Source organism: Prevotella sp. Rep29 (assembly GCF_019551475.1).
Classification (GTDB): domain Bacteria; phylum Bacteroidota; class Bacteroidia; order Bacteroidales; family Bacteroidaceae; genus Prevotella.
In genome coordinates this window covers 1,985,821-2,008,863 of the sequence record NZ_CP047159.1, presented here as the reverse complement: position 1 = coordinate 2,008,863, position 23,043 = coordinate 1,985,821, and the positions used below count along the sequence as shown (strand labels likewise).

Sequence of the window (23,043 nt, the reverse complement as noted above, 5' to 3'; positions counted from 1 at the left end):
AAAAAACGAACTGATATGAAACCAACATTATTATTACTTGCGGCAGGCATGGGAAGCCGCTATGGAGGTCTGAAACAACTTGACGGCGTAGGTCCCAACGGAGAAACCATCATGGACTATTCCATCTATGATGCCATCAAGGCGGGATTTGGCAAGATAGTATTTGTCATTCGAAAAGATTTTGAGCAGGATTTCCGTGAGCGGATTCTTGCCAAATATGAAGGGCACATACCGGCAGAATTGGTGTTTCAGAGTCTTGACGCACTGCCCGAAGGCTTTACTTGTCCTGAAGGCAGGGAGAAGCCTTGGGGTACGAATCACGCTGTTATGATGGCTTCGGGCGTTATCAAAGAGCCTTTTTGTGTGATCAACTGCGATGACTTTTACAACCGTGATGCTTTCATGGTGATGGGCAAATTCTTGTCTGAACTGCCTGAAGGAAGTACGAACCGATATTCGATGGTTGGATACAGAATCGGTAATACGCTTTCTGAAAACGGGACTGTGGCGCGTGGTATCTGCTCGAAGGATGGCGATGGGAACCTGACCACTGTTGTAGAGCGGACGGAAATCAAGCGCATGGATGGAGTTGTATGCTATAAGGATGAGCGTGGCGAGTGGGTTGATGTGGACGATAACACGCCTGTGTCGATGAATTTCTGGGGATTCACGCCTGACTATTTTGAGCATAGTGAGAAATATTTCAAGGAATTCTTGTCTGATCCTAAGAACATGCAGAATCTGAAAGCGGAGTTTTTTATTCCACTGATGGTAAATAAGTTGGTGAACGAACACACCGCAACGGTGAAGGTGCTTGATACGACGAGCAAGTGGTTTGGTGTGACGTACGCAGCAGACCGTGAGGGTACGGTCGGGCGCATTCAGCAACTTGTGGACGAGAAGGTCTATCCAAACCGCCTGTTCTGATGGATATCAATCTTTTGTCACCGCATCGGCTGGATCGGCTCAGGGAGCTGGTCGCCGATGCAACTCGAATTGTCATCTGTTGCCATAAGAGTCCTGACGGCGATGCATTGGGCTCGTCGCTGGCGTGGGCGGAATATCTTCATTCACAGGGGAAGGATGCAACGGTCGTTGTGCCTGATGCTTATCCCGACTTCCTGCAATGGCTTCCTAATGCGGAGGGCATCATACGCTATGATAAGTACCCCGAGAGGGCAGCAGGACTACTGTCGGCAGCCGATCTCATCTTTTGTCTGGACTTCAATACGACCAGTCGTGTGGGTGACATGCAGGCTGTCCTCGATGCGTCGCCGGCACAGAAAATCCTTTTCGACCACCATCTCTCGCCTGATATCAAGACGGTGATGAGGGTGTCTGAAAAGAAACTCAGTTCAACGAGTGAGATAGTCTTCCGCATAGTATGGCAGCTTGGGGCATTTGACGCGATGAGCAAGCAGTTTGCCATCTGTCTCTATTGTGGGATGATGACCGACACGGGAGCGTTCACCTACAACTCATCCGATGCGGAGATTTACTACATCATCAGTCAGTTGTTGACGAAGAAGTTTGATAAGGACCTTATCTATCGGAAAGTCTATAACAATTACAGCGCATCGTGCATACGGATGAGGGGCTATATGATGTATGAAAAGCTGCAGGTTTTCCCGAACGAGCATGCTGCCTATTTCACGATTACGAAGGATGACATGGCGCGGTTCCAATTCGTGAAGGGCGATGCTGAAGGGCTGGTCAACGAGCCGCTCCGAATCAAAAAAATGCGCATGTCCATATCGTTGCGTGAAGATAGTGAAAAGGAGAACCTGGTGTGGGTAAGCCTGCGTTCTGTCGGACCATGGCACTGCAATAAAATCGCAGAAACATTCTTCAACGGAGGAGGCCATCCCAATGCGGCAGGCGGACACTTACACTGTACTATCCAAGAAGCCGAGAAAATCGCCAGAGATGCCATACAGCACTTTGCCAAGATAAACGACCCGTTACCGAAATCGTGAGCAGGGATGCACAGGCATTGCCTTTCCCCGTAGGCGGCGAAGCAGAAATTGCCTTTCCCCGTAGGCGGCGAAGTAGAAATAGCCTTTCCCCGTAGGCGGCGAAGTAGAAATAGCCTTTCCCCGTAGGTGGCGATTTTCAATTATGTTCAAAAGAGACTGTGACTTGGTTAAATAATAATAATAATCAGTGTACAGTTGCAACTGAATGGCGATAAATTCTTATCTTTGCATTCGTAAAATTAAAAGATTCAAAGATCTAAGACAAGCAACTATGAAGAAGATTCTTTTTGTATCGCTTTTCCTCGGTGGGATGTTGATGTTTACGGCATGCCACGACAGGGAAACCTATGCTGACCAGAAAAAGCGTGAGCGCACGGCAATATCCCAATTTCTCGTAGATTCCGCCATCAATGTCATCACTGAGACGGAGTTTAAAGCCAATGGGGGAGTGACCGATGTGAGTAAAAACGAATACGTACTCTTTCAGTCAACGGGAGTTTATATGCAAATCATAAGACAAGGCTGTGGGGCTGCCATCAAGGACGGAGAAACGACGACGGTGCTCTGCCGGTTTAAGGAAGTCAATATACTCACAGACTCTGTCCAACTTACCAATAACTACTATTTCTATGCGATGATTCCAGACAAGATGTCTGTCAAGAACACGAGCGGCACATACACGGCATCATTCATCAGCGGACTCATGTATAGCAGCTACGGGGCGACCGTTCCGACGGGATGGCTCGTGCCGATGCCGTACATCAAAGTGGGAAGACCATCAAAGGAAGGAGAAGAAATAGCCAAGGTAAAACTCATCGTACCCCATTCGCAGGGACACACATCAGCAGCGACAAGCGTCTATCCATGCTACTATGAGATAACCTATGAAAGGGGATTATAGGAACTTCAAACAAAATAGAACATGACACTTATCAAATCCATATCAGGCATTCGAGGTACAATCGGAGGAGGAGTCGGCGACACGCTGAATCCGTTGGACATCGTGAAATTCACAACCGCATACGCAACCTATATTCGTCGCAGTAAGCAATCGCAGAGCAATACCATTATCGTTGGTCGGGATGGGCGCATCTCGGGAGAAATGGTGAAGAATGTTGTCTGCGGAACACTGATGGGTATGGGCTATGATGTTGTCAACATCGGATTGGCAACGACACCAACCACCGAACTCGCAGTGGTGATGGAAGGGGCTGCAGGTGGCATCATCATTACCGCTTCGCATAACCCACGCCAATGGAATGCCCTGAAACTGCTCAGCCATGAAGGCGAGTTCCTGACAGCACAAGACGCGCAAGAAGTGCTCGACATCGCTGAACAGGAAGATTTCCAATATGCAGAGGTAGATCAACTCGGGCATTATTCAGAGAATAACACCTTCAACGAACGACACATAGAAAATGTGCTCAATCTCCAGTTGGTTGATGTGGAAAGCATCAGGAAAGCCAAATTCAGAGTCTGCCTTGATGCTATCAACTCTGTCGGAGCCGTCATCCTGCCAAAATTTTTCGATGCACTGGGCGTTCAGTGTACCGTACTCAACGGCGATGTGACGGGAGATTTCGCGCATAATCCGGAGCCTCTGGAGAAAAACCTGACGGGAATCATGGACGAAATGCGGAAAGGAGGATACCACCTCGGTATCGTCGTTGACCCAGATGTGGACCGACTCGCTTTCATTTGCGAAGACGGAACCATGTTCGGAGAGGAATATACGCTTGTCAGTGTGGCTGACTATGTACTCGCACACACACCGGGAAACACCGTCAGCAACCTCTCATCGACACGCGCCCTGCGAGACATCACCGAGAAACATGGCGGCACTTACACTCCGGCAGCCGTAGGAGAAGTGAACGTGACAACCAAAATGAAAGCCGTCAATGCTGTCATCGGAGGAGAAGGAAACGGTGGAGTCATCTATCCCGAGAGCCATTACGGACGAGACGCACTCGTCGGCATTGCACTCTTCCTGACCAGTCTTTCACATAAGCATTGCACTGCCAGTCAGTTGAGACGCACGCTCCCCAACTATTACATCGCAAAAAATCGCATAGACCTTACGCCGACAACGGATGTTGACGCCATCTTGCAGCGCGTGAAAGAACACTTCCGGAATGAGCAGGTAAACGATATCGATGGTGTAAAAATCGACTTTCCCGACCGTTGGGTACACCTGCGCAAGTCAAACACAGAGCCCATCATACGTGTCTATAGCGAAGCATCGACAATGGAAGCTGCCGAAGAGTTGGCACAACAACTCATGCAAATAGTCCACGAGATGCAATAACAGATAATTGACAGCCAATGTCGCATTCTTTATAAAAACAGGCATATATGAAAAAACAACTAATCGTTTTATTGATGTTCATGGGAATAATGGGAGCAAAAGCCCAAATGAAAGCCGATTTCAAAGTAGTACCCCTGCCCAATCGGATAGTTGAAAACACAAAAGGTAGTCAGGCATTTCCTTTGGGAAACGTCTGCACCATCGTCTGCCCTGCCGACCAACCTCAAATGGTGCGCAACGCACACTTCCTGGCAGAATATCTGAAACAGCAGACAGAGCTGACCATCCCCGTGAATGCCAAACTTCATAAAGGCGACAGATACATAAAACTGGCTTTGAACAAGAAGATAACAGCCCCCGAAGGTTATAGGATAAAGGTGGAGCCGACTCTCATTACCATCGAGGGAAGCACTCCGCAAGGCGTATTCTACGGCATTCAGACACTGCGCAAGGCACTGCCCATAGCCGATGCCGGTCAGATAGAAATACCGCTGGTGACCATAGACGATGCACCACGATTCAAATATCGCGGTATGCACCTTGATGTCGGACGCCATTTCTTCAGCATCGATTTCGTTAAACGCTATATCGACATCCTGGCATTGCACAACGTGAACACATTCCACTGGCATCTGACCGAGGACCAGGGATGGCGAATGGAAATAAAAAAATACCCGCGACTGACCGAAATCGGAGCATGGCGCAAAGGAACGGTCATTGGGCGCAACACGGGAATCTATGATCACAGGCGCCATGGAGGATTCTACACACAGGAAGAATGTCGCGAAATCGTCAAGTATGCACAGGAAAGATACATCACCGTCATTCCCGAAATAGACATGCCCGGACACATGATTGCTGCACTCGCTGCCTATCCGGAACTGGGCTGCACAGGTGGACCTTACGAGGTTGAGCGCATGTGGGGCGTATTTGATGACATACTCTGTGCAGGAAAGGAAGAGACCTTCAAGTTTGCAACAGACGTTCTGGATGAAGTCATGCAGGTCTTCCCCTCGGAATACATCCACATCGGAGGCGACGAGGCTCCGCGCACCCGTTGGAAAGCCTGTCCGAAGTGCCAAAAACGCATCGCCGACGAAGGACTGCGTGCAGACGGCAAGCATTCAGCCGAAGACTATCTCCAGAGCTATTTCACCAAACGCATAGAGCAATATGTGAACAGCAAAGGGCGGAAAATCATCGGATGGGACGAAATCCTCGAGGGAGAGATTGCCCCATCGGCAACGATACAAAGCTGGCGTGAGGTGAAAGACGGACTGCGTGCAGCCGAACAGGGACACGACGTGTTCTTCTCACCCAACAGCACCTTATACTTCGACTTCTATCAATATCCGGAAACGAATTGGAGCAAGCCCCTCTTAATTGGCGGTTGCTCAACATTGGAACATGTCTATGCCTTTGAACCCTGCCCGGAAAACATCAGTGAGGCGGCAAAGAACCACATCATCGGTGTGCAAGGAAACCTGTGGACGGAATATATCAAGGATGAGGAGTTGGCTGAATACCAAGTCCTTCCGCGCATGGGAGCAGCGATGGAAACGGGATGGACACAGCCGGAGAAGAAAAACTATAGTGACTTTAAGAACCGTCAGCACCGTCTGTTCGATATCTACCGCCTGTATGGCTGGAAATATTGCACGGAAGCATGGCGGGAAAACAAGTGAGAGGGGGCAGCCTTCTTCTGAAATGTTTCTCTGAAACGACCGGATTTCGAAACAAAAACGCATAGGCTGACGCTTATGTCGTTGCATTTCTTCAGACCAAATCAAGTTGATTTACTCATCAAATCAACTTGATTTGGTCTTCAATTTAACTTGATTTGCTGAACAAAAGTTTAACCGTCGTGAACCAAATTCAGTGAAATTGGTCACCAAATTCACTGAATTTGATCATCAAACTCAGTGAATTTGCTTTTATGAAGTTCGCCTTCGATTTGACGTGAGGGGGATTTTTACTTTCCTTTCTCCATTGCTGCTCGGATGTTTCGCATCAGTCCTTCATATTTTACGCGCTTGACTGCCGAGCCTTTGAACAGCCGCCGATAGTCTTCGACGGTCAGGGATTCCCACTTTTCCTTTGTCATGCAGAGAAATTCGTCGGAGGGCAGCAGGTCGGGAATGTCGGTAGGAGGTGCGAAACGGTTCCACGGACATGCCTGTTGGCATCGGTCGCAGCCGTAGATGACGTTCTCCATGTGTGTCTTGGCTTCTTCGGAGAGTCCCTGTCGGTTCTCGATGAGTTGATAGGAGAGGCATTTCGAGGCATCGAACGACTGTAGCGACAGCACTTTCGTGGGACATACATCCAAGCATTTGTGGCAGTCTCCACATCCGTTTTTGATGGGGCTGTCGCATTCTAATTCGATGTTTAAGAAGAGTTCGCCGAGTACGAACATGCTCCCAGCCTTTGGAATGATGAGCTGGTGGTTGCGACCTATCCAGCCGATTCCTGCTTTTACCGCCCAATAGCGTTCGAGTACGGGTGCGCTGTCGCAGAAACAGCGGTAGGTGAGGGGGAGTGTGGCGTCGGGTATGCTTTGTTCAACGAATAGTGCCAGTTGGTGAAGTTTCTGTTTTACGATGTCGTGATAATCTTTTCCATAGGCATAGGCAGCAAATTGGTATTCGTCTTCTGGAATCCGTTTGGCTGGTGTGTAGTTCATTGCCACACAGACGATGCTTTTCACGCCAGGCATGAGAAGTTCAGGGTTCAGTCGCTTGTCAAGGTTTCTGCCCATATATTCCATGTCGGCATGTCCGTTGGCATCCAGCCAGCGCATCACAGCCCTCGCATCGTCGTTATGCACGCTCTCAGCCCGGGCGATACCGCAGGCATAAAAGCCGAGACGTGATGCCTCGGCTTTTATCTCATTCGATAGTCTTGAATGCATATCCCTGTTCTTTTAGCCATCGTATAGATTCCGGTAGTGCTGTCCTCAGTTTGTCGATGCTCTTCAGAGAGTCGTGAAACGTGATGATGGAGCCGTTGCGAACGTATCTTTTGACGTTGTTGACCACGCCATCTGCGGTCATCCATTTCGAATAGTCGCGGGTGACGACATCCCACATGACGACGCGAAACTCTTTCCGCAGCCAATAATATTCACTGGGGCGCATCCACCCGTGGGGCGGACGGAACAGGTGAGCGTGAATCAGTTCGTTGGCTTTGAACGTATTGATGATATAGGTAATCGTCCAATGCTTGAAAGCTCCGAGGTGGTTGAATGTATGATTACCGACCTGATGACCTTCGGCAACAATCCGTTCATAGAGTTCGGGATGCCTTTTGACATTCTCGCCCACCATGAAGAATGTGGCTTTGATGCCGAATTCAGCCAGAGTCTCGAGGATGAACGGTGTGGATTCCGGAATGGGACCGTCGTCAAACGTCAGATAGACTGTCCGCTCATCCTTCTTCATCCGCCACATGGCTTTTGGATAAAGCCACCGCATCCATCGTGCCGGTTGTTCAATCACCATACTCTTCTGTTACCTTACTAATATAGATGTATCCCTGTTAATACCAGTTTTCTCCTCCGGCTCTTTGGTATTTTTCAGCCAACTTCCCGTAAGCAGCCTCATGCTTGCTTGCCCAGTCCTCATCGTATTGGGAGGTCAGCTGAACAACGTAGCCGAGCATCTGCAGGTGCATGTAGCAATCGCGTTGCGAGTTCTGGAACCTGCGTGGCGAAAGTGATGTGTACCAGTTGACGTATTGTTCTGAGTTCTTCCAGAGTTTGTTGGCGATGTCTCTCACTTTATTTATCTTTCCGAGCTCACCATAAACCTGAATCAGTGTGTAACCGCCGCTAATCCAGTTCATGGGCACGTTGTGTTCAGGAATTTCCTTTTCCATCTTCGCAAGAACTTTGAGTGCTTTGTCGTTCTTTCCTTCATTAATCAGTTCCATTGCAAGCTGTGCGAAGAGGCGGCGATGGTTGTAGCACATGCGGATGACTGTCTCGTCGAGATAGAGACCGGGCTTGTCGATTCCACCAAACTTGAAGTGGTTCATCATTGCAGTATAGGTCTTCTCCGTATCGAACAGCGGCTGTTGCTGTAACTGAGCATAGAAGTTTTCGAATGGCGTGATGCGGTAAACAAGTCCTTCCTGCACGAAATATTTGTTGAGACATGAGAGGTAGTTGCCTTCTCCGACGGTCATAGCGATATAGATGGGGCGCTCCCAGTTGCAGTTGGCAAGCATCTCAAGCATCATCATGTCAGACTTGGAGATGTATCTGCGTCCCTCGAACGTGAGAACCATCTTGTCGGGAATCTCCATACCTTCGGGGATGGTCATGCCACTTCTCTTGACCGCCTCTTTGTCGATGGTGATGAAAACGCTGTCTGTGGGGATATAGTGGAAATCCTCGTCCTTGCTGCGCACCCAGTATTTCAGGATGTTCTTCAGTTCGAACGGCTCTTCTCCGAATCTGTTCTTAGCTTCCTCGGGATGTTCGCGATAGAATGTGAGCACCTCTTTTTTCATCTCCGGATGAATCTCGACCGATGTGTTTGTTCCCTCGCAATATTCGATGCGTTCCCAGTTGATGGGGATGGCTGGCGAATCGTATGCCGGACGTCGCATCTGGTCGATGTACCAGTCGGTCTGCAGATAGCTGAGGTTGCAGACGCGTGCATCGGTGCGCACGCCTTCAGTCTCCTGATTGTACCAGAGTGGGAAGGTGTCGTTGTCACCATTTGTAAAGATGATGGGGTTTCCTTTCTGTTGCAGTGACATCAGATAGTTGAGTCCGAAGTCGCGACAGGTGTATCGTCCGCTTCGGTCATGGTCGTCCCATGTCTGTGATGCCATCTGGATGGGAATCAGGAGGGTCAGCAGCCCTACCGCTGCAGCCACTACAGTTCCGTTGAGTTTGAGATATTTCTTCAGCAGGTCGATGATAGCGAGTACGCCCAGTCCGCACCAGATGGCAAAAGCGTAGAACGAGCCAGCATAGGCATAGTCACGTTCGCGTGGCTGTACCGGTGTCTGATTAAGATAAATGACAATGGCAATTCCCGTCATGAAGAACAGGAAGAATACCACCCAGAACTGGCGGATACCACGTTGTCCGCGGAATGCTTGCCAGAAAAGTCCGATGAGTCCGAGCAGGAGAGGCAGGCAGTAGAACACATTGTGTCCTTTGTTGTCCTTCAGCTCGTCAGGCAGCATGCTTTGGTCTCCCAGTCGGGCATTGTCAATGAATGAGAATCCTGACAGCCAGTTGCCGTGCTCCACTTCTCCATCGCCCTTGATGTCGTTCTGTCTGCCTGCGAAGTTCCACAGGAAGTAGCGCCAATACATGAAGTTGCACTGGTAAGAGAAGAAGAATTGCAAGTTCTCAATAAGGGTCGGTATCTTCACCTTTCCGTCTTCATGGTAATTAGAGTTCTTGAGGGTGCCTTTGATGCCACCTATCCAATTCCCGTTCTCGTCTTGCGACCCTCCGAACCACATCTCATAAGAGTCGGTGTGGGCAGCAGAATACATGCGTGGGAAGAGCATGTTCTGGGCATATCTGGGCTTGTCCTTCGTGCTTACGATGAAGTAGCGGTCGGGCTCGTCAGGCGATGCCTTTTCTTTTCTTTGGTATATAGGGGCACCTTCGTCTATCTGAACGGCACCTTGGCTGTCTATCAGATATTCCGAACTGTAGGCCTGTCCGTAGAGAAGCGGACGGTAGCCGTACTGGTCGCGGCTGAGGTAGTTGCCCAGCGTGAAGATGTCCTCAGGTGAGTTTTGGTCCATTGGCGTGTTGGCATCCGAGCGAATGACAATGACTGCATAGGACGAATAGCCAATCATAATCATCAGCAGGCAGAGAAGAATCGTGTTCTTGATGCGCGCACTGACAAGTTGCTGTGCATTGCGCTTACGTGTCAGGACGAAAGCGATGGCAGCAAGAATTATCACGCCGATAACTACGGCTGACCATCCGTATCCATAGAACGGTATTCCCAACATGGCAATAGCGAGTAGGAACGAGATGTTTTGCCGCTTAATGTTCTTGTTGACATAGCTTTCATAGATTGCCCATATCACAACGGCAACGAGCAACAGGATGTAAACATACAATCCGGTGTTGAAAGACATGCCCAGGACGTTTACGAAAAGCAGTTCAAACCATCCTCCGACTGTGATGATGCCCGGCACGATGCCATAGAGAACGGCGGTCACGACAACAAACGAGACGAGCAATGCAATGAGCGAGCCTTTCAGGTTGGCATTGGGGAATCGACGATAGTAGAACACAAGGACGATAGCCGGTATGCAAAGCAGGTTCAGCAGGTGGACACCGATGCTGAGTCCGGTCATGAATGCGATGAGTACGAGCCAGCGGTCGCTGTGAGGCTCGTCGGCATGGTCTTCCCATTTCAGGATGAGCCAGAACACAACGGCGGTAAAGGCTGATGAGAAAGCATAAACCTCGCCTTCGACAGCACTGTACCAGAACGTGTCACTAAATGTATAGATGAGTGCTCCGACAAGACCGGAAGCCTCGATGGCAATGAGCTTTCCTGTGGTGAGTTCGCTCCAGTCTTTCAAAATCAGCTTGCGTGCCAGGTGCGTGATGCTCCAAAAGAGGAACAGGATACAGAGTGCACTGAGCAAGGCATTCATGATGTTGACCATGAATGCGACTTGGGACGGGTCGCTGGCAAACTGCGAAAAGATATTGGCAGTCAGCATGAAGAATGGTGCTCCCGGTGGATGTCCCACTTCAAGTTTATAACCTGTGGTGATGAATTCCGGACAATCCCAGAAACTGGCAGTCGGTTCAACGGTTAAGCAATATACGATGGCAGCAATCAGAAAGGCGCTCCATCCTAAAACGTTGTCAATTAATTTAAATTTTTTCATTATCGTAAACGCGAAATGTTTTGCAAAAATAAAGTTGGATGCAAAGATACAAAAAAGATAAGAGAGAAAAGTGGATGAGTACAAATATTTTGAGCATTTTACGAGAATCCGTTCAGTTTTAACGGATTTTTGGGTCTTGTGCCTACAGGAAGAAACTGGTGCCGAAGAAGATTAAGAGGTATCTGAGGACCTTTCCGAGTGCAGAACTGATGGCTGTGATGGTCAGGTTGGCACGCATGAGTCCGAGGGCGACGGCAATAGCAGTGCCGAGTATGGGGAGGAATGCGAAGAATCCCATCCATGCTCCGCGCCCTTTCAGAAAGCGCTGAGCCTTTTGAAGGGTGGGTTTCTTGACGTGTAGGTATTTTTCTATCCATTCCATCTTTCCCATTCGCCCGACGAAATAGTTGAGCATGGTGCCTGCCCAGTTGCCCGCCGTTCCCCAAAAGACGAGTGCCCAAGGGTCTAATTTCGCTGCCAAGAGTCCAATCATGACGGCTTCGCTGCTGAAAGGCAGGAAACTGCCTGCAATGAATGCGGAGATGAACATCCCCCAATATCCGTTGTCTATCAGAAATTGAATGAAGGCATCCATAGGTTATACGCGATAAGTGCGAAGGTGAGGGTCAGTATAATAAGGAAAGCGATATTGGTGAATCGTGTTCTTGTCAGGGTGATGAAATGTGCGATGAGTGGACTTGTATTGATGATGATGAGGGTGAGCAGGATATTGTAGTGTTGAGGCTGGAGCAGGATGTAAATAATGCTGAGAATGTCTATCGTGATAAATATCTCGTAGAGCATGCGTGTGCGGATTTTGTCCAAGTAGCTGTGGCGCAGGAAATGAACGATTCCGATGATGGCAAGTAGGATGATGAACGTGAGCGTGATGAGTTGATGCTGAGCGAGTGAGGGCGGTATTTGTATGGGTTGGAAATGGATGAGTCCGGAGAAATGTGAGAAAAGTATGTCTGATTCGTGCTGGAGCAGGAGGTAAGTGCCATAGAACCAATAGGGTGTGATGAGTGCGAGGAATGATGCGAGGAACGATTTTACACGGAGTGTGCGCAGGTTGGTGGCTGTCAATAGCCATAGAAATGGTACGTAGAAGAGGATTTGTACGAAGAAAGTGCTAACAATGCCTATCGCTAAAAAGGCGAAAAACAGAATTCGCGCTGAGTCGCGGAGCATGTAGCTTTTGAAGATGGTGTAATAGAATGTGATGATGCAGAGTTGGGTGATGCCGACTTGGAGGTCTGTAAAGAGAAAAGAGGCTGCGCATGAGAGCATGAGGAATGATGATGACACCATGCGACTGTATATGCGGAGCAGGGCGTTGATGTTGTTGGTCTCGGCAAAAAGCCAGGTGGAGAGCGCAAAAAAGGCAAACTGAATCCACATCTGCTTTTCTATGAGTCCGGCAGCCAGGTATGTACCAGTAGCTATGACAGCAGCAGCCGGCAGGAGAAACCGGCTCTCTGCTATTCTGTTTTGGATTCTTCTGACTGCCATGCTGAGTGAATGAATGAGAATATCAACGTGAATTAAAGGTCGAATCCGATGTCACGGCGGAAATATTTGTCCGTGAACTGTATCTTTTCGGCTTCAGTGAAACTCTTTTTGAGTGCTTCTTTTTTATCGGTTCCGTAGGATGAAACAGCGATGACGCGCCCGCCGGCAGTCACGACAGCTCCGTCTTTCCGGGCAGTCCCGCTGTGGAATACGATGCTGTCGGAAACGTTTTCAAGCCCACTGATGGGATATCCCTTCTTGTAATCTTGCGGATACCCTCCACTGACGAGCATGACGCAGACAGCGGTACGTTCGTCAAACTCAATCCTTTTTTGGTCGAGATTGCCGGCTGCCACTCCTTCAAAGAGGTCCATGATGTCGCTCTTCAGCCGGAGCATGACGCTTTCGGTCTCGGGATCGCCCATGCGGCAGTTATATTCGATGACCATCGGGTCGCCATTGACATTCATGAGTCCGAAGAAAACGAATCCTTTATAGTCGATACCTTCATCCTGCAGCCCTTGTATGGTTGGCTGGATGATGCGTTTTTCCACCTTTCCCATCCATTCTTTTGTGGCGAACGGGACAGGGCTGATGCTTCCCATGCCTCCGGTGTTGAGCCCGGTGTCTCCTTCACCGATGCGTTTATAGTCCTTGGCTTCGGGGAGAATCTTGTAGTGTTTGCCGTCGGTAAGTACGAAGACGGAGCATTCTATCCCATGCAGATATTCCTCAATGACGACACTGGCGGATGCGTTTCCGAACATTCCGCCCAGCATCTCGCGGAGTTCCTTTTGCGCTTCCTGCAGTGTCGGGAGGATGAGTACGCCTTTTCCGGCACAGAGTCCGTCGGCTTTCAGCACGTAAGGCGGTTGCAGCGTCTCGAGAAAGCGCAGTCCGTCTTCCAAGTGTGCTCCGTCGAACGTCTGGTAGCGTGCCGTCGGTATGTTGTGTCTTTGCATGAATGCCTTTGCGAAGTCCTTGCTTCCTTCGAGCACGGCTCCCGCCTTCGATGGTCCTATGACGGGAATGTGACAAGTTTGGCGGTCGCTTCTGAATTCATCGTAGATTCCTTTCACGAGCGGGTCTTCTGGTCCCACGACGAGCATGTCGATGTGGTGGTCGGCGGCAAACGACTTAAGTTGCTCGAAATCGTCAGCAGCAATGGGCACGTTCTCGCCTACAAGTGCCGTTCCTGCATTGCCCGGTGCGATATAGAGCTTGGCACATTTCGGGCTTTTGGCAATTTTCCATGCCAGCGCATGCTCTCGTCCGCCGCTTCCCAGCAGGAGAATGTTCTGTTCTTTTTTGAATTCGATAGTCGGAACGTAGGTCTCCTTGATTTCGACAGGGTCGTTGGGTATGATTGCGTTAAAACTCATGAATCTCTTTATTTAAGGTAATCTTCGAAATATTGTGTGATACGTTCGTGCAGATGCACGCTGGCATGTCCTCTCATGTTGTGCGGTTCGCCCGGATAGACGAAGAAGTCGGGTTGCGTACCGGCTTCAACGCACGCTTTGAGGAAGGCGAGACAGTGTTGTGGAACGACCGTCTTATCGTTCATTCCCTGTATGATTTGCAGTTTTCCTTTCAGGTCTTTGGCTCTCGGAATCAGCGAAGTCTTCTCGTAGCCTTCGGGATTGGTCTGCGGGGTATCCATGTAGCGTTCGCCATACATCACCTCATACCATTTCCAGTCGATGACAGGTCCTCCTGCCACTCCTACTTTGAATACGTCAGGATGGTTGGTCATCAGCGAGATGGTCATGAATCCGCCGAAACTCCAGCCGTGCACGCCAATTCGGTCGGCATCTACGTAGGGCAGCGATTTGAGGTATTTTACGCCGCTCATCTGGTCTTGCATCTCTACTTGTCCGAGCTGCCGGAAGGTGGCTTGTTCGAAATCCCTTCCCCGGTTTTCGCTTCCCCGGTTGTCAAGGATGAAGAGGATATATCCTTTCTGTGCCATGTAGGTCTCCCAGCTGCGGCTGCTGTAGTGCCAGCGGGCATCTACATTGTGCGCATGCGGTCCGCCATAGACATAGACGACGGTGGGATATTTCTTGTTGGGGTCGAAGTCGGCTGGCTTCACGATGCGGTAGTAGAGGTCGGTCGTGCCGTCGTTGGCTTTGATAGAGCCGCATTCGTAGGTCGGCACGCTGTAGCCCTTCCATGGGTCTTCAGCGGTGAAGAGCGTGTTGACAGCCAGGCGTTGTGCGTTGTTGACCGTGATGACGCGTGGCACGTCGGGTTCGCTGTATTTATCGAGGAACCATGCTCCGGAATGTGAGAGGTCGGGTGTGTGGTAACCGCGTCCGTTGTCCAGCAGGGTTCGTTTTCCGTTGGCGATGTTGACGGCATACGTGTTTTGCTGGATGGGGCTTTTCTCGTTGGAGACGATGATGGCTGACTTGCTCTTTTTGTCGAATCCGACGAGCCGTATTACGACCCATTTCCCGGAAGTGACCTGTTTGAGCTGTTCGCCTTTTGTGTTGAACAGATACAGATGTCTGTATCCGTCTTTCTGGCTTTGCAGCAGGAACTTGTTGTTGTCCCACGGCAGGAAGGTGATGGGGTCTTGTGGCTCCACGTATTTGTCGCTCGTCTCGCGGTAGAGCTCGGCTATTTTGTCGCCGGTCGTCGCGTTGTAGCTGACCAGTCTGCAGTCGTTCTGGTCGCGGTTGAGTTCGAAGATGTAGATGGTCTTTGCATCCGGCGACCATGCGATGTTGGTGAAATAGCGGTCGGTGGGGTCGCCTGCTTTGAGATAGCACGTCTTTTTGGTGTCGATGTCATAGACGCCGACGGTCACCTGGTGGCTGGTTTCTCCTGCCATGGGGTATTTGTCGGGCTCTTCGGTGGCAATCCTCGTGTCGGTATTGACTTGCGGATAGTCGGTCACCATGCTCTGGTCCATGCGATAGAATGCCAGTTTCTTCCCGTCAGGGCTCCAGAAGGTGCCTTTGTGAATGCCGAATTCATCGCGGTGGACGGACTGTCCGTAAACGATGTCGCGGCTGCCGTCGGTGGTCAGTTGGTTGATGTTCCCGTCAGCTGTTGCGACGAACAGATTGTCGTCTTTCAGGAGTGCGCTGGCTTTTGATTCGGGGCACCATTCGAGTAGCATGCCGTTCTTTTTCAGGTCGCCGCTTTTCCAGATTTCTTTCTTTTCTTTCCAGTTGATGAGTACGGTCTCCTTGCCATTGCTCACTTGCACGACCGGCTGGTCGGGGTAGGGGAACAGGGCGTTTTGCAGGTGTCTCATCTTACCTGTTCCCTCGTTTGTCCACGCGTTGATTTCGTCGAGTTGGAACAGCGGTGTTTCCTTTCCTGTCTTCTTATCTACGATGCGGCATTCGTTGGCTTCCTTTCTGACGAGCAGGTCTCCCCACCAAGCGTAGTATTGGTTCTTGGGAGACATCTTCCAATAGTTCTTGCCGCCGAAGTTGAGGTCTTCCAGTGTGAAGAGCTTGTTTTGTGCATTTGCTGCCATGGCGATGAATACTAAGAGTAGCAGTTGTTTAATTCTCATGGTTATTCCTCCTTGTTTTTCTTTGTTCATTATGTGTTTTTCTACCAAATTTGCGATTGTCTCTGTGTTCCCTTCCTTCAAAGGGGCGTTTTCCTCTCCTGTCTTTGTCGAACGGTCGGGCGTCTTTTCGTTCTCCGCTTGCTCTCTCTTCCCGTTTTCTGTCGTATTCCTGTAGGGAGGAGGTGTGCATCTTGAAGGAGCGGATATCGTTTGCCTCGTTCTCTTCCACTTCCTCGAGTCGTTGTTTGAACTCGCGGTGTTTCTTGAAGCGGTTCTTCTGTGCCATGGCGCGCTTTTCCTCTTCCGACTTCACTTCGCCGCCCGTGCTGCGGAATTCGCGGTATTTCCCGTCAAACAGCTGGTATCTGCGGAACTCGCATTCCAGGGCTCCGTTGAACAGCGGCACCTTCAATGAGGGCTTCAGTCCTATCTGGTCGAAGCATTCCTCCCGATAGCTGAGCACCCATGCGTCGTTGCCCACGAACTGGTGTTTGAGCCGTTCGCCTATCATCTGGTAGGTGTCGAGCAGGTTGGGGGTGGAGATGCGCTCTCCGTATGGCGGATTGGTGATGATGATGCTTTTTTCTTTCGGTTGCACGAAGTCCTTGAAGTCAGCCTGTTCGATGGTGATATCCTTGCTCAGCCCCGCTGCCTTCACGTTGCGGAGTGCTTTGCTGACCGCCTTCATGTCGATGTCGTATCCGTAGATGTGGTGTTCAAACTCGCACTCATCGGAGTCGTCGTTGTAGATTTCGTCGAACATTTCGCTGTCGAAGTCTGCCCATTTCTCGAACGCATATTCCTTCCGGAACAGTCCCGGTGCCATGTTGTGCGCGATGAGTGCCGCCTCGATGGGCAGCGTACCCGAGCCGCACATCGGGTCGATGAAGTCGGTCTCGCCATGCCAGCCCGTCATGAGAATCATTCCGGCGGCGAGCACCTCGTTGAGTGGCGCTTCTACCTGCTCTTGGCGGTAGCCCCTTCGGTGGAGCGACTCTCCGCTGGAGTCGAGCGAAAGCGTGCAGCGGTCTTCGGCAATATGAATGTTGAGACGTATGTCGGGATTGGCCACAGAGATGTTGGGGCGCTCGCCTGTCCGCTCGCGGAACTGATCGACGATGGCATCCTTGATTTTGTAGGATACGAACTTCGAGTGGCGGAACTCTTCAGAGAAGACGACGGCATCGACGGTAAACGTCTTGCTGTTGTCAAGATACTGGCTCCAGTCGATTTTCTTCGCTCCCTCGTACACGTCATCTGCCGACCGTGCCTTGAAGTGGGTGATGGGTTTGAGAATTCGGATGGCTGTGCGGAGTTTGAAGTTTGCCCGATACATCATTCGCTTGTCGCCCGTGAAGGAGACCATCCGCCGTCCTTCCTTGACATCTTCAGCCCCCAATTCCCTCAGTTCCTTTGCCAGGATAGGCTCCAACCCGACGAATGTCTTTGCAATGATTTCAAACTGCCCGTTGCTGTTGCCGCCCTCCTGCGGACCTGCATTTTGCTTGCTGCTTTTCTGCGCCATGTTTTCGATTTTATCAATTTGAGTGCAAAGATAGTTAAAACCGATAGCAGGACAAAATAAAATCCGTTTATTTTTATACAGAAACATTGTCTTATGCGACCAAAGGCGGTCATTAAGTCGGGGAAAAGGTGTTTTTATTTGAATGAGGAGGATGCAGGGGGACTTTCCGACCCTCATTTTCTGAAATGTTAAAATGGAAAGAAAAAAGAGGCTCTAACGCACGATTTTTGCCCCTTTTTGCAAACTTCCCCACTTTTGCCTCGATTTTTTCAAAAAACAAAGCCTTTTCGTTAACTTACTCATGGTCAGTGGATTGTTGTTTCTGTGAAAACTTTTCTGGCGCGGAAAGTGTTGGAAATGCGCCTGAAAGTGCCACTTTCGGGTTCTAAAAGTGGCACTTTTACCCTCCAAAACTTCAACTTTTGGCTCCTGAAAGTGGCACTTTCGCAAGGTCAAAGTGCTGCTTTTGTTCTCCAAAACGACACTTTTGGATATTTTATTGATAAACTTACGGAAATCCGTTCCAGAATTTCCATTTCCCGAAATGTTAAAATCGTGATAAAAACTTTACATTTTAACATTTAAAAATCGGCGTTTCGAGAGGCGAAAATATAAAAAACAAAACATTTGTAAAAAGATGTAAAAATAAAGAAAGTATAAAAAGCATGGTGCAAAACTAAAAAACTGTAAAAAGTTTTCGTCTTTCATATACTTTATTTACCTTTGCGCAGCTTAATAAATTATTGTTCTTTATAAAAGGTTGAGTGTGTTGATGAAATACGCAATCATCGCAGCAGGCGAAGGCTCGCGGTTAGCCGAGGAGGGAGTGGCAGAACCGAAGCCGTTGGTGAGGTTGGGCAGCGAGTGCCTGATTGACCGTCTCTTACGCATATTCACAGCGAATGGCGCGTCGGAGATAGCCGTGATTTGCAACGAGCAGTCGCCGCAGGTGCGCCACCATCTTGAGGAGGTGGCGCGAAACGGCTTGGACGGGCGTGCGATACCCTTGCGCCTGGTGGTCAAAACGACCCCGAGTTCGATGCACAGCCTTTACGAACTGAGCGGTTTGCTTGCCGGTGAACCCTTCGTGTTGACCACGGTCGATACGATTTTCCGTGAGAGTGAATTTACCAGTTACGTCGAGACGTTCACCCGTATGATGACTGCTGCCGGCAGCGGTGCGTCACTTGACGGCTTGATGGGCGTGACCGACTATGTGGACGATGAGAAACCGCTTTACGTGGAGGTAGGCGACGGCTGGCAGATACGGGGTTTTCACGACACACCGGATTACTTGTCGGCAGCAGAAACAAAAACCAATCAACCTTTTGTGAGCGCAGGTATTTATGGATTATCACCGCATTCGCTCGACACACTCAGCAGGTGCATGGAGCGGGGAGAGCACCGCATGCGCAACTTTCAGCGCGCCCTGGTTGCCGATGGCTTCAGGCTCGATGCGTGGCTGTTCTCGAAAGTGCTCGACATCGACCATGCCAGTGACATTGAGAAAGCGGAAGATTTTTTGAAAACGGAAGATTTTGAGAGTGCTGTGCATATATAGGGACAAGCGTTTTTCTCCCAATTCGGTGGAAAAAGACCAGGCGATACTCGATGCTGTTTCGGCAAAGCTTCGGGCTGTCGGTCACGAAGTCGATAGCGTGGAGGAAGCCCTCTGGCAGCAGGATGGGCAGTCCTATCCGCTGATTTTGAGCATGGGGCGGTTGCCGGAGACGCTGAGGCGCTTGTCAGACTTGGATGCCTGCATCATCAACACCCCACAGGGAGTAGCCAACTGCGCCCGCCGTCGCTTGCAGACAACGATGGAAGCGATGGGCATTCCCATGGCTCCGGGCGAAGGAACCGACGGCTACTGGCTCAAACGTGGCGATGCGGCGGCGCAAAGTCATGAAGACGTGGCGTTTTTCCGGAACAAAACCGACTTGGAAGCGGGAATACGCCGCTTCAGAGAGCGAGGAATCGACTGCTACACGGTGAGTGCCCATGTCCGTGGCGACCTGGTGAAATTCTATGGAGTGAAGGGAACGGGATTCTTCCGTCACTACTATCCGACGGACGACGGACAGACGAAGTTTGGCGATGAGCAGCACAATGGCGCAGCATGTCACCATCCGTTCGATGTGGAAAACCTGCGTCGGGAGGCAGAGCGGCTGGCAGAGGCGACGGGCGTTGCTGTCTATGGCGGCGATTGCATCGTGTGCGAGGACGGCAGTTGGTGCATGATTGACTTCAACGACTGGCCCAGTTTCTCACGATGTCGGGAGGAGGCGGCAGCTGCAATAGTCCGGTTAGTTGAACACAGTTTAATGAAATAAAAAAGATATGGCACGTTTCAAGGAATTGCTGAGAGCATCTTTCAAATCAGACGACACGGAGGAGTGGCTGGATGTGCACTTCACCCGTCCGATAGGATTGGTGTTTGCCTTGTTCTGGAACAAGCTGGGCGTGCATCCGAACGCCATCACGATACTGTCGATATTCCTCGGAGTGGGGGCAGGCGTGATGTTCTATCATACAGATTGGTGGCACAACGTGGCAGGTGTGCTGCTCCTGATGTTTGCCAACTTTTGCGATTCGACCGACGGGCAGATGGCTCGGCTGACGGGAAAGAAGACCCTCATCGGACGAATGCTCGACGGCTTCTCAGGCGACCTCTGGTTCTTTGCCATCTATCTGGCAATCTGCCTGCGCCTGATGCCGCAGGAGATGCCCCTCACGGACATGAAATGGGGCATTTGGATATGGCTCTTGGCAGCTGTGGCAGGTTTCCTCTGTCACTCGCCGCAAAGCTCTCTGGCAGACTATTACCGACAGATACACCTGTGGTTTCTCAAAGGGACGGCAGGCAGTGAGCTCGACCGCTCAGAGCAGCAGCGCGCTATTTATGAGTCGTTGCGTGGCAAACGGGGACATTTCTGGGAGCGGAAGTTCTATTACAACTACGCCAATTACTGCAAAAGCCAAGAGCGGCGCACACCCAGATTCCAAAGACTGTATCAGCAACTGACGGAAAAATACAGCGACATAGCGAACGTGCCGGAAGCACTGAAAGAGCGATTCCTGGCAGGAAGCCGTCCGCTGATGAAATATACGAACATCCTGACTTTCAACGTGCGGGCTATCTGCATCTACGTCACCTGCCTGTTGGATTGCCCGTGGGTGTATCTGCTGATAGAGATTACGGTGATGACCGCCTTATATATTTACATGCACAAGAAACATGAGGACCTTTGTCGGAAAATATATGAAGAATAAAGGCTACATATTCGACTACGGCGGCACGCTCGATACGTGTGGCTGCCACTGGGGAAAGGTGCTCTGGCATGCTTATGAGTACGTTGGCGTCCCCGTTAGTGAGGAACAGTTCCGCGAGGCTTATGTGTATGCTGAGCGCTATTTGGGAACCCATCCGGTGGTCAAACCCACATTCACGTTCCGGCAAACGCTGGAGACGAAGCTCGAACTCGAACTCGCACACCTCTCAATGCTGTCGGGAAAAGAACTGGGAAGCTGCAAGAGCGCACTGTTGGAGAAACTCTATGCAGACGTGACTGCGACCACCGCTCACAGCAGGGAAGTGCTCCGCGCGCTGAAAGAGGACTATCCGATGGTGCTGGTCAGCAATTTCTATGGAAACATCGCCGTGGTGCTCTGCGAGTTTGGGCTGGACATGCTGTTCGACAGGGTGATAGAATCGGCAGTTGTCGGCATCAGAAAACCCGACCCGCAGATATTCGCCTTGGGCGTGGAAGCCTTGGGCATGAAGCCCTCAGACGTGGCAGTGGTGGGCGACAGCTTCTCGAAAGACATCCTGCCTGCCCGTCAAATCGGTTGCCAGACCATCTGGTTCAAAGGAGAAGGATGGACGGATGAGAGCGAGGATGAGACGATTCCCGATAAAATCATAACTGATTTATCGGACTTGATTGAAGATACAATAAACACGAACAAAAAGCGTTAATAAAAAACACTATGAAAGAGAGAGAAGTAAAACCCGCAGAGGGTAAGTTGGGTGTCATGGTTGTTGGGTGCGGTGCCGTCACAACGACCTTTATGACAGGTGTTTTTATGGCACGAAAAGGACTTGCTAAGCCTATCGGCGCCATGACGCAATATGACAAAATCCGCGTAGGGAAGGGAGCTGAGCAGAAGTATCTTTCCTACGGCGAGATTGTGCCATTGTCAACACTGGACGATATCGAGTTTGCAACATGGGACGTATATCCCCAGAACGCCTACCAGGCGGCGATGTATGCAGAAGTGCTCAAAGAAAAAGATATCGAACCCGTACGGGTTGAGTTGGAGAAGATTGTTCCGATGAAGGCAGCCTTCGACAAGAATTTCGCGAAACGACTTGACGGCGACAACGTGATGGAAGGCAAGACCCGCTGGGAGATGGTCGAACTGTTGCGCGAAGACATCCGCCGCTTCAAGGCTGAGAAGAAGATTGCCCGCGTTGTCGTCATCTGGGCGGCATCAACAGAAATCTACGTGCCTGTTTATGAGCCGGTACACAATACACTCGACGCGCTGGAGAAAGCGATGAAAAACGATGACCGTGAACATATCGCACCGTCAATGTGCTATGCCTATGCAGCACTCACTGAAGGCGCTCCCTTCATCATGGGCGCACCCAATACGACGGTCGATATTCCTGCCATGTGGGAACTGGCAGAAAAGACACGCATGCCAATTGCCGGAAAAGACTTCAAGACGGGACAGACACTGGTGAAAAGCGGTTTCGCACCCATCATCGGCACCCGCTGTCTCGGACTCAGCGGCTGGTTCTCTACCAACATTCTGGGAAATCGTGACGGACTGGTGCTCGACGAGCCGGCAAACTTCCGCACGAAGGAAGTCAGCAAACTATCGACACTGGAAACGATCCTGAAGCCGGAAGAACAGCCCGACCTCTATACGGATTATTTCCATAAAGTGCGTATCAACTATTATCCTCCCCGCAACGACAATAAAGAAGGCTGGGACAACATCGACATCTTCGGTTGGATGGGCTATCCGATGCAGATTAAAATCAATTTCCTCTGCCGCGACTCCATCCTTGCCGCACCGCTGTTGCTCGACCTCTGCCTGTTGTCAGACCTTGCTGCGCGTGCCGGACGCTACGGAATACAACGTTTCCTGAGCTTCTATCTCAAGAGTCCGATGCACGACTATGTCAAGGGCGAGGAGGCAGTGAACAACCTCTATCAGCAACACACGATGCTGAAGAATGCAATCCGCGAGATGGGCGGTTATGAAGCAGATGAAGAAATGGATTAAAATA

The 23,043-nt window shown here is 50.4% G+C and carries 18 protein-coding genes; 10 read left to right on the top strand and 8 right to left on the bottom strand.

The window, feature by feature from the left end; all coding sequences use genetic code 11:
• Positions 1-15: 15 nt before the first annotated feature.
• The 5 genes from GRF55_RS08565 to GRF55_RS08545 all read left to right on the top strand — a co-directional run bounded on the left by GRF55_RS08565 (position 16) and on the right by GRF55_RS08545 (position 5,966).
• A complete protein-coding gene (locus tag GRF55_RS08565) occupies positions 16-927 on the top strand; it encodes a nucleotidyltransferase (protein WP_220368018.1) in 912 nt (303 codons plus the stop codon).
• Positions 927-1,976, top strand: a complete 1,050-nt coding sequence (locus GRF55_RS08560; RefSeq protein ID WP_220368017.1) for a bifunctional oligoribonuclease/PAP phosphatase NrnA — start codon at positions 927-929, stop codon at positions 1,974-1,976. Before GRF55_RS08565 ends, GRF55_RS08560 begins: the two co-directional genes overlap by 1 nt.
• A gap of 271 nt (positions 1,977-2,247) precedes the next feature.
• Positions 2,248-2,877, top strand: coding sequence for a DUF4827 domain-containing protein (locus GRF55_RS08555; RefSeq protein WP_220368016.1), 630 nt, complete (start codon positions 2,248-2,250; stop codon positions 2,875-2,877).
• A 21-nt stretch (positions 2,878-2,898) separates the two neighbouring features.
• Positions 2,899-4,281, top strand: a complete 1,383-nt coding sequence (glmM, locus tag GRF55_RS08550) for a phosphoglucosamine mutase (protein WP_220368015.1) — start codon at positions 2,899-2,901, stop codon at positions 4,279-4,281.
• A 47-nt stretch (positions 4,282-4,328) separates the two neighbouring features.
• Entirely contained in the window at positions 4,329-5,966 is a 1,638-nt protein-coding gene (locus tag GRF55_RS08545; RefSeq protein WP_220368014.1) for a beta-N-acetylhexosaminidase, read from the top strand.
• Between the two features lie 287 nt (positions 5,967-6,253).
• Here GRF55_RS08545 and queG read toward each other — a convergent pair whose 3' ends face one another.
• From queG to GRF55_RS08505, 8 genes are all read right to left on the bottom strand, one after another.
• A complete protein-coding gene (queG, locus tag GRF55_RS08540) occupies positions 6,254-7,192 on the bottom strand; it encodes a tRNA epoxyqueuosine(34) reductase QueG (RefSeq protein ID WP_220368013.1) in 939 nt (312 codons plus the stop codon).
• Positions 7,170-7,781: a polysaccharide deacetylase family protein gene (locus tag GRF55_RS08535; RefSeq protein ID WP_220368012.1), complete on the bottom strand. Its 612-nt coding sequence runs from the start codon at positions 7,779-7,781 to the stop codon at positions 7,170-7,172. The genes queG and GRF55_RS08535 overlap by 23 nt, the downstream gene beginning before the upstream one ends.
• Before the next feature lie 37 nt (positions 7,782-7,818).
• On the bottom strand, positions 7,819-11,169 hold the full coding sequence (locus tag GRF55_RS08530; protein ID WP_220368011.1) for a DUF2723 domain-containing protein: 3,351 nt from the start codon (positions 11,167-11,169) through the stop codon (positions 7,819-7,821).
• Between the two features lie 142 nt (positions 11,170-11,311).
• A complete protein-coding gene (locus GRF55_RS08525) occupies positions 11,312-11,764 on the bottom strand; it encodes a YqaA family protein (RefSeq protein WP_220368010.1) in 453 nt (150 codons plus the stop codon).
• Complete coding sequence (locus GRF55_RS08520; protein WP_255563772.1) at positions 11,740-12,681, bottom strand: hypothetical protein; 942 nt, start codon at positions 12,679-12,681, stop codon at positions 11,740-11,742. Before GRF55_RS08520 ends, GRF55_RS08525 begins: the two co-directional genes overlap by 25 nt.
• 32 nt (positions 12,682-12,713) lie before the next feature.
• The gene (purD, locus tag GRF55_RS08515; RefSeq protein ID WP_220368009.1) at positions 12,714-14,063 is read right to left on the bottom strand and encodes a phosphoribosylamine--glycine ligase; all 1,350 of its coding nucleotides are present in this window, start codon (positions 14,061-14,063) and stop codon (positions 12,714-12,716) included.
• A gap of 8 nt (positions 14,064-14,071) precedes the next feature.
• Complete coding sequence (locus GRF55_RS08510; RefSeq protein ID WP_220368008.1) at positions 14,072-16,216, bottom strand: DPP IV N-terminal domain-containing protein; 2,145 nt, start codon at positions 16,214-16,216, stop codon at positions 14,072-14,074.
• Positions 16,206-17,741 (bottom strand): class I SAM-dependent RNA methyltransferase, encoded by a 1,536-nt coding sequence (locus GRF55_RS08505; protein WP_220368007.1) that lies wholly within the window; start codon positions 17,739-17,741, stop codon positions 16,206-16,208. The genes GRF55_RS08510 and GRF55_RS08505 overlap by 11 nt, the downstream gene beginning before the upstream one ends.
• Positions 17,742-18,513: 772 nt before the next feature.
• Between GRF55_RS08505 and GRF55_RS08500 the strand changes: the two genes are divergently transcribed.
• Genes GRF55_RS08500 through GRF55_RS08480 form a run of 5 tightly spaced genes read left to right on the top strand, consistent with a single transcriptional unit; the run spans position 18,514 to position 23,039 of the window.
• On the top strand, positions 18,514-19,302 hold the full coding sequence (locus tag GRF55_RS08500) for a sugar phosphate nucleotidyltransferase (RefSeq protein WP_220368006.1): 789 nt from the start codon (positions 18,514-18,516) through the stop codon (positions 19,300-19,302).
• Complete coding sequence (locus tag GRF55_RS08495; protein WP_370626709.1) at positions 19,286-20,074, top strand: hypothetical protein; 789 nt, start codon at positions 19,286-19,288, stop codon at positions 20,072-20,074. The genes GRF55_RS08500 and GRF55_RS08495 overlap by 17 nt, the downstream gene beginning before the upstream one ends.
• A 7-nt stretch (positions 20,075-20,081) precedes the next feature.
• On the top strand, positions 20,082-21,014 hold the full coding sequence (locus GRF55_RS08490) for a CDP-alcohol phosphatidyltransferase family protein (RefSeq protein WP_220368004.1): 933 nt from the start codon (positions 20,082-20,084) through the stop codon (positions 21,012-21,014).
• On the top strand, positions 20,980-21,720 hold the full coding sequence (locus GRF55_RS08485) for an HAD family hydrolase (RefSeq protein ID WP_255563771.1): 741 nt from the start codon (positions 20,980-20,982) through the stop codon (positions 21,718-21,720). Before GRF55_RS08490 ends, GRF55_RS08485 begins: the two co-directional genes overlap by 35 nt.
• Before the next feature lie 11 nt (positions 21,721-21,731).
• Positions 21,732-23,039, top strand: coding sequence for an inositol-3-phosphate synthase (locus tag GRF55_RS08480; RefSeq protein WP_220368003.1), 1,308 nt, complete (start codon positions 21,732-21,734; stop codon positions 23,037-23,039).
• The last annotated feature ends 4 nt before the right edge of the window (positions 23,040-23,043 follow it).

Excerpts from the sequence above, each read along its gene's own strand:
- GRF55_RS08565 (WP_220368018.1), top strand. The coding sequence starts at position 16 with ATGAAACCAACATTATTATTACTTGCGGCAGGCATGGGAAGCCGCTAT.
- GRF55_RS08560 (WP_220368017.1), top strand. The coding sequence starts at position 927 with ATGGATATCAATCTTTTGTCACCGCATCGGCTGGATCGGCTCAGGGAG.
- GRF55_RS08555 (WP_220368016.1), top strand. The coding sequence starts at position 2,248 with ATGAAGAAGATTCTTTTTGTATCGCTTTTCCTCGGTGGGATGTTGATG.
- glmM (WP_220368015.1), top strand. The coding sequence starts at position 2,899 with ATGACACTTATCAAATCCATATCAGGCATTCGAGGTACAATCGGAGGA.
- GRF55_RS08545 (WP_220368014.1), top strand. The coding sequence starts at position 4,329 with ATGAAAAAACAACTAATCGTTTTATTGATGTTCATGGGAATAATGGGA.
- queG (WP_220368013.1), bottom strand. The coding sequence starts at position 7,192 with ATGCATTCAAGACTATCGAATGAGATAAAAGCCGAGGCATCACGTCTC.
- GRF55_RS08535 (WP_220368012.1), bottom strand. The coding sequence starts at position 7,781 with ATGGTGATTGAACAACCGGCACGATGGATGCGGTGGCTTTATCCAAAA.
- GRF55_RS08530 (WP_220368011.1), bottom strand. The coding sequence starts at position 11,169 with ATGAAAAAATTTAAATTAATTGACAACGTTTTAGGATGGAGCGCCTTT.
- GRF55_RS08525 (WP_220368010.1), bottom strand. The coding sequence starts at position 11,764 with ATGGATGCCTTCATTCAATTTCTGATAGACAACGGATATTGGGGGATG.
- GRF55_RS08520 (WP_255563772.1), bottom strand. The coding sequence starts at position 12,681 with ATGGCAGTCAGAAGAATCCAAAACAGAATAGCAGAGAGCCGGTTTCTC.
- purD (WP_220368009.1), bottom strand. The coding sequence starts at position 14,063 with ATGAGTTTTAACGCAATCATACCCAACGACCCTGTCGAAATCAAGGAG.
- GRF55_RS08510 (WP_220368008.1), bottom strand. The coding sequence starts at position 16,216 with ATGAGAATTAAACAACTGCTACTCTTAGTATTCATCGCCATGGCAGCA.
- GRF55_RS08505 (WP_220368007.1), bottom strand. The coding sequence starts at position 17,741 with ATGGCGCAGAAAAGCAGCAAGCAAAATGCAGGTCCGCAGGAGGGCGGC.
- GRF55_RS08500 (WP_220368006.1), top strand. The coding sequence starts at position 18,514 with ATGAAATACGCAATCATCGCAGCAGGCGAAGGCTCGCGGTTAGCCGAG.
- GRF55_RS08490 (WP_220368004.1), top strand. The coding sequence starts at position 20,082 with ATGGCACGTTTCAAGGAATTGCTGAGAGCATCTTTCAAATCAGACGAC.
- GRF55_RS08485 (WP_255563771.1), top strand. The coding sequence starts at position 20,980 with ATGAGGACCTTTGTCGGAAAATATATGAAGAATAAAGGCTACATATTC.
- GRF55_RS08480 (WP_220368003.1), top strand. The coding sequence starts at position 21,732 with ATGAAAGAGAGAGAAGTAAAACCCGCAGAGGGTAAGTTGGGTGTCATG.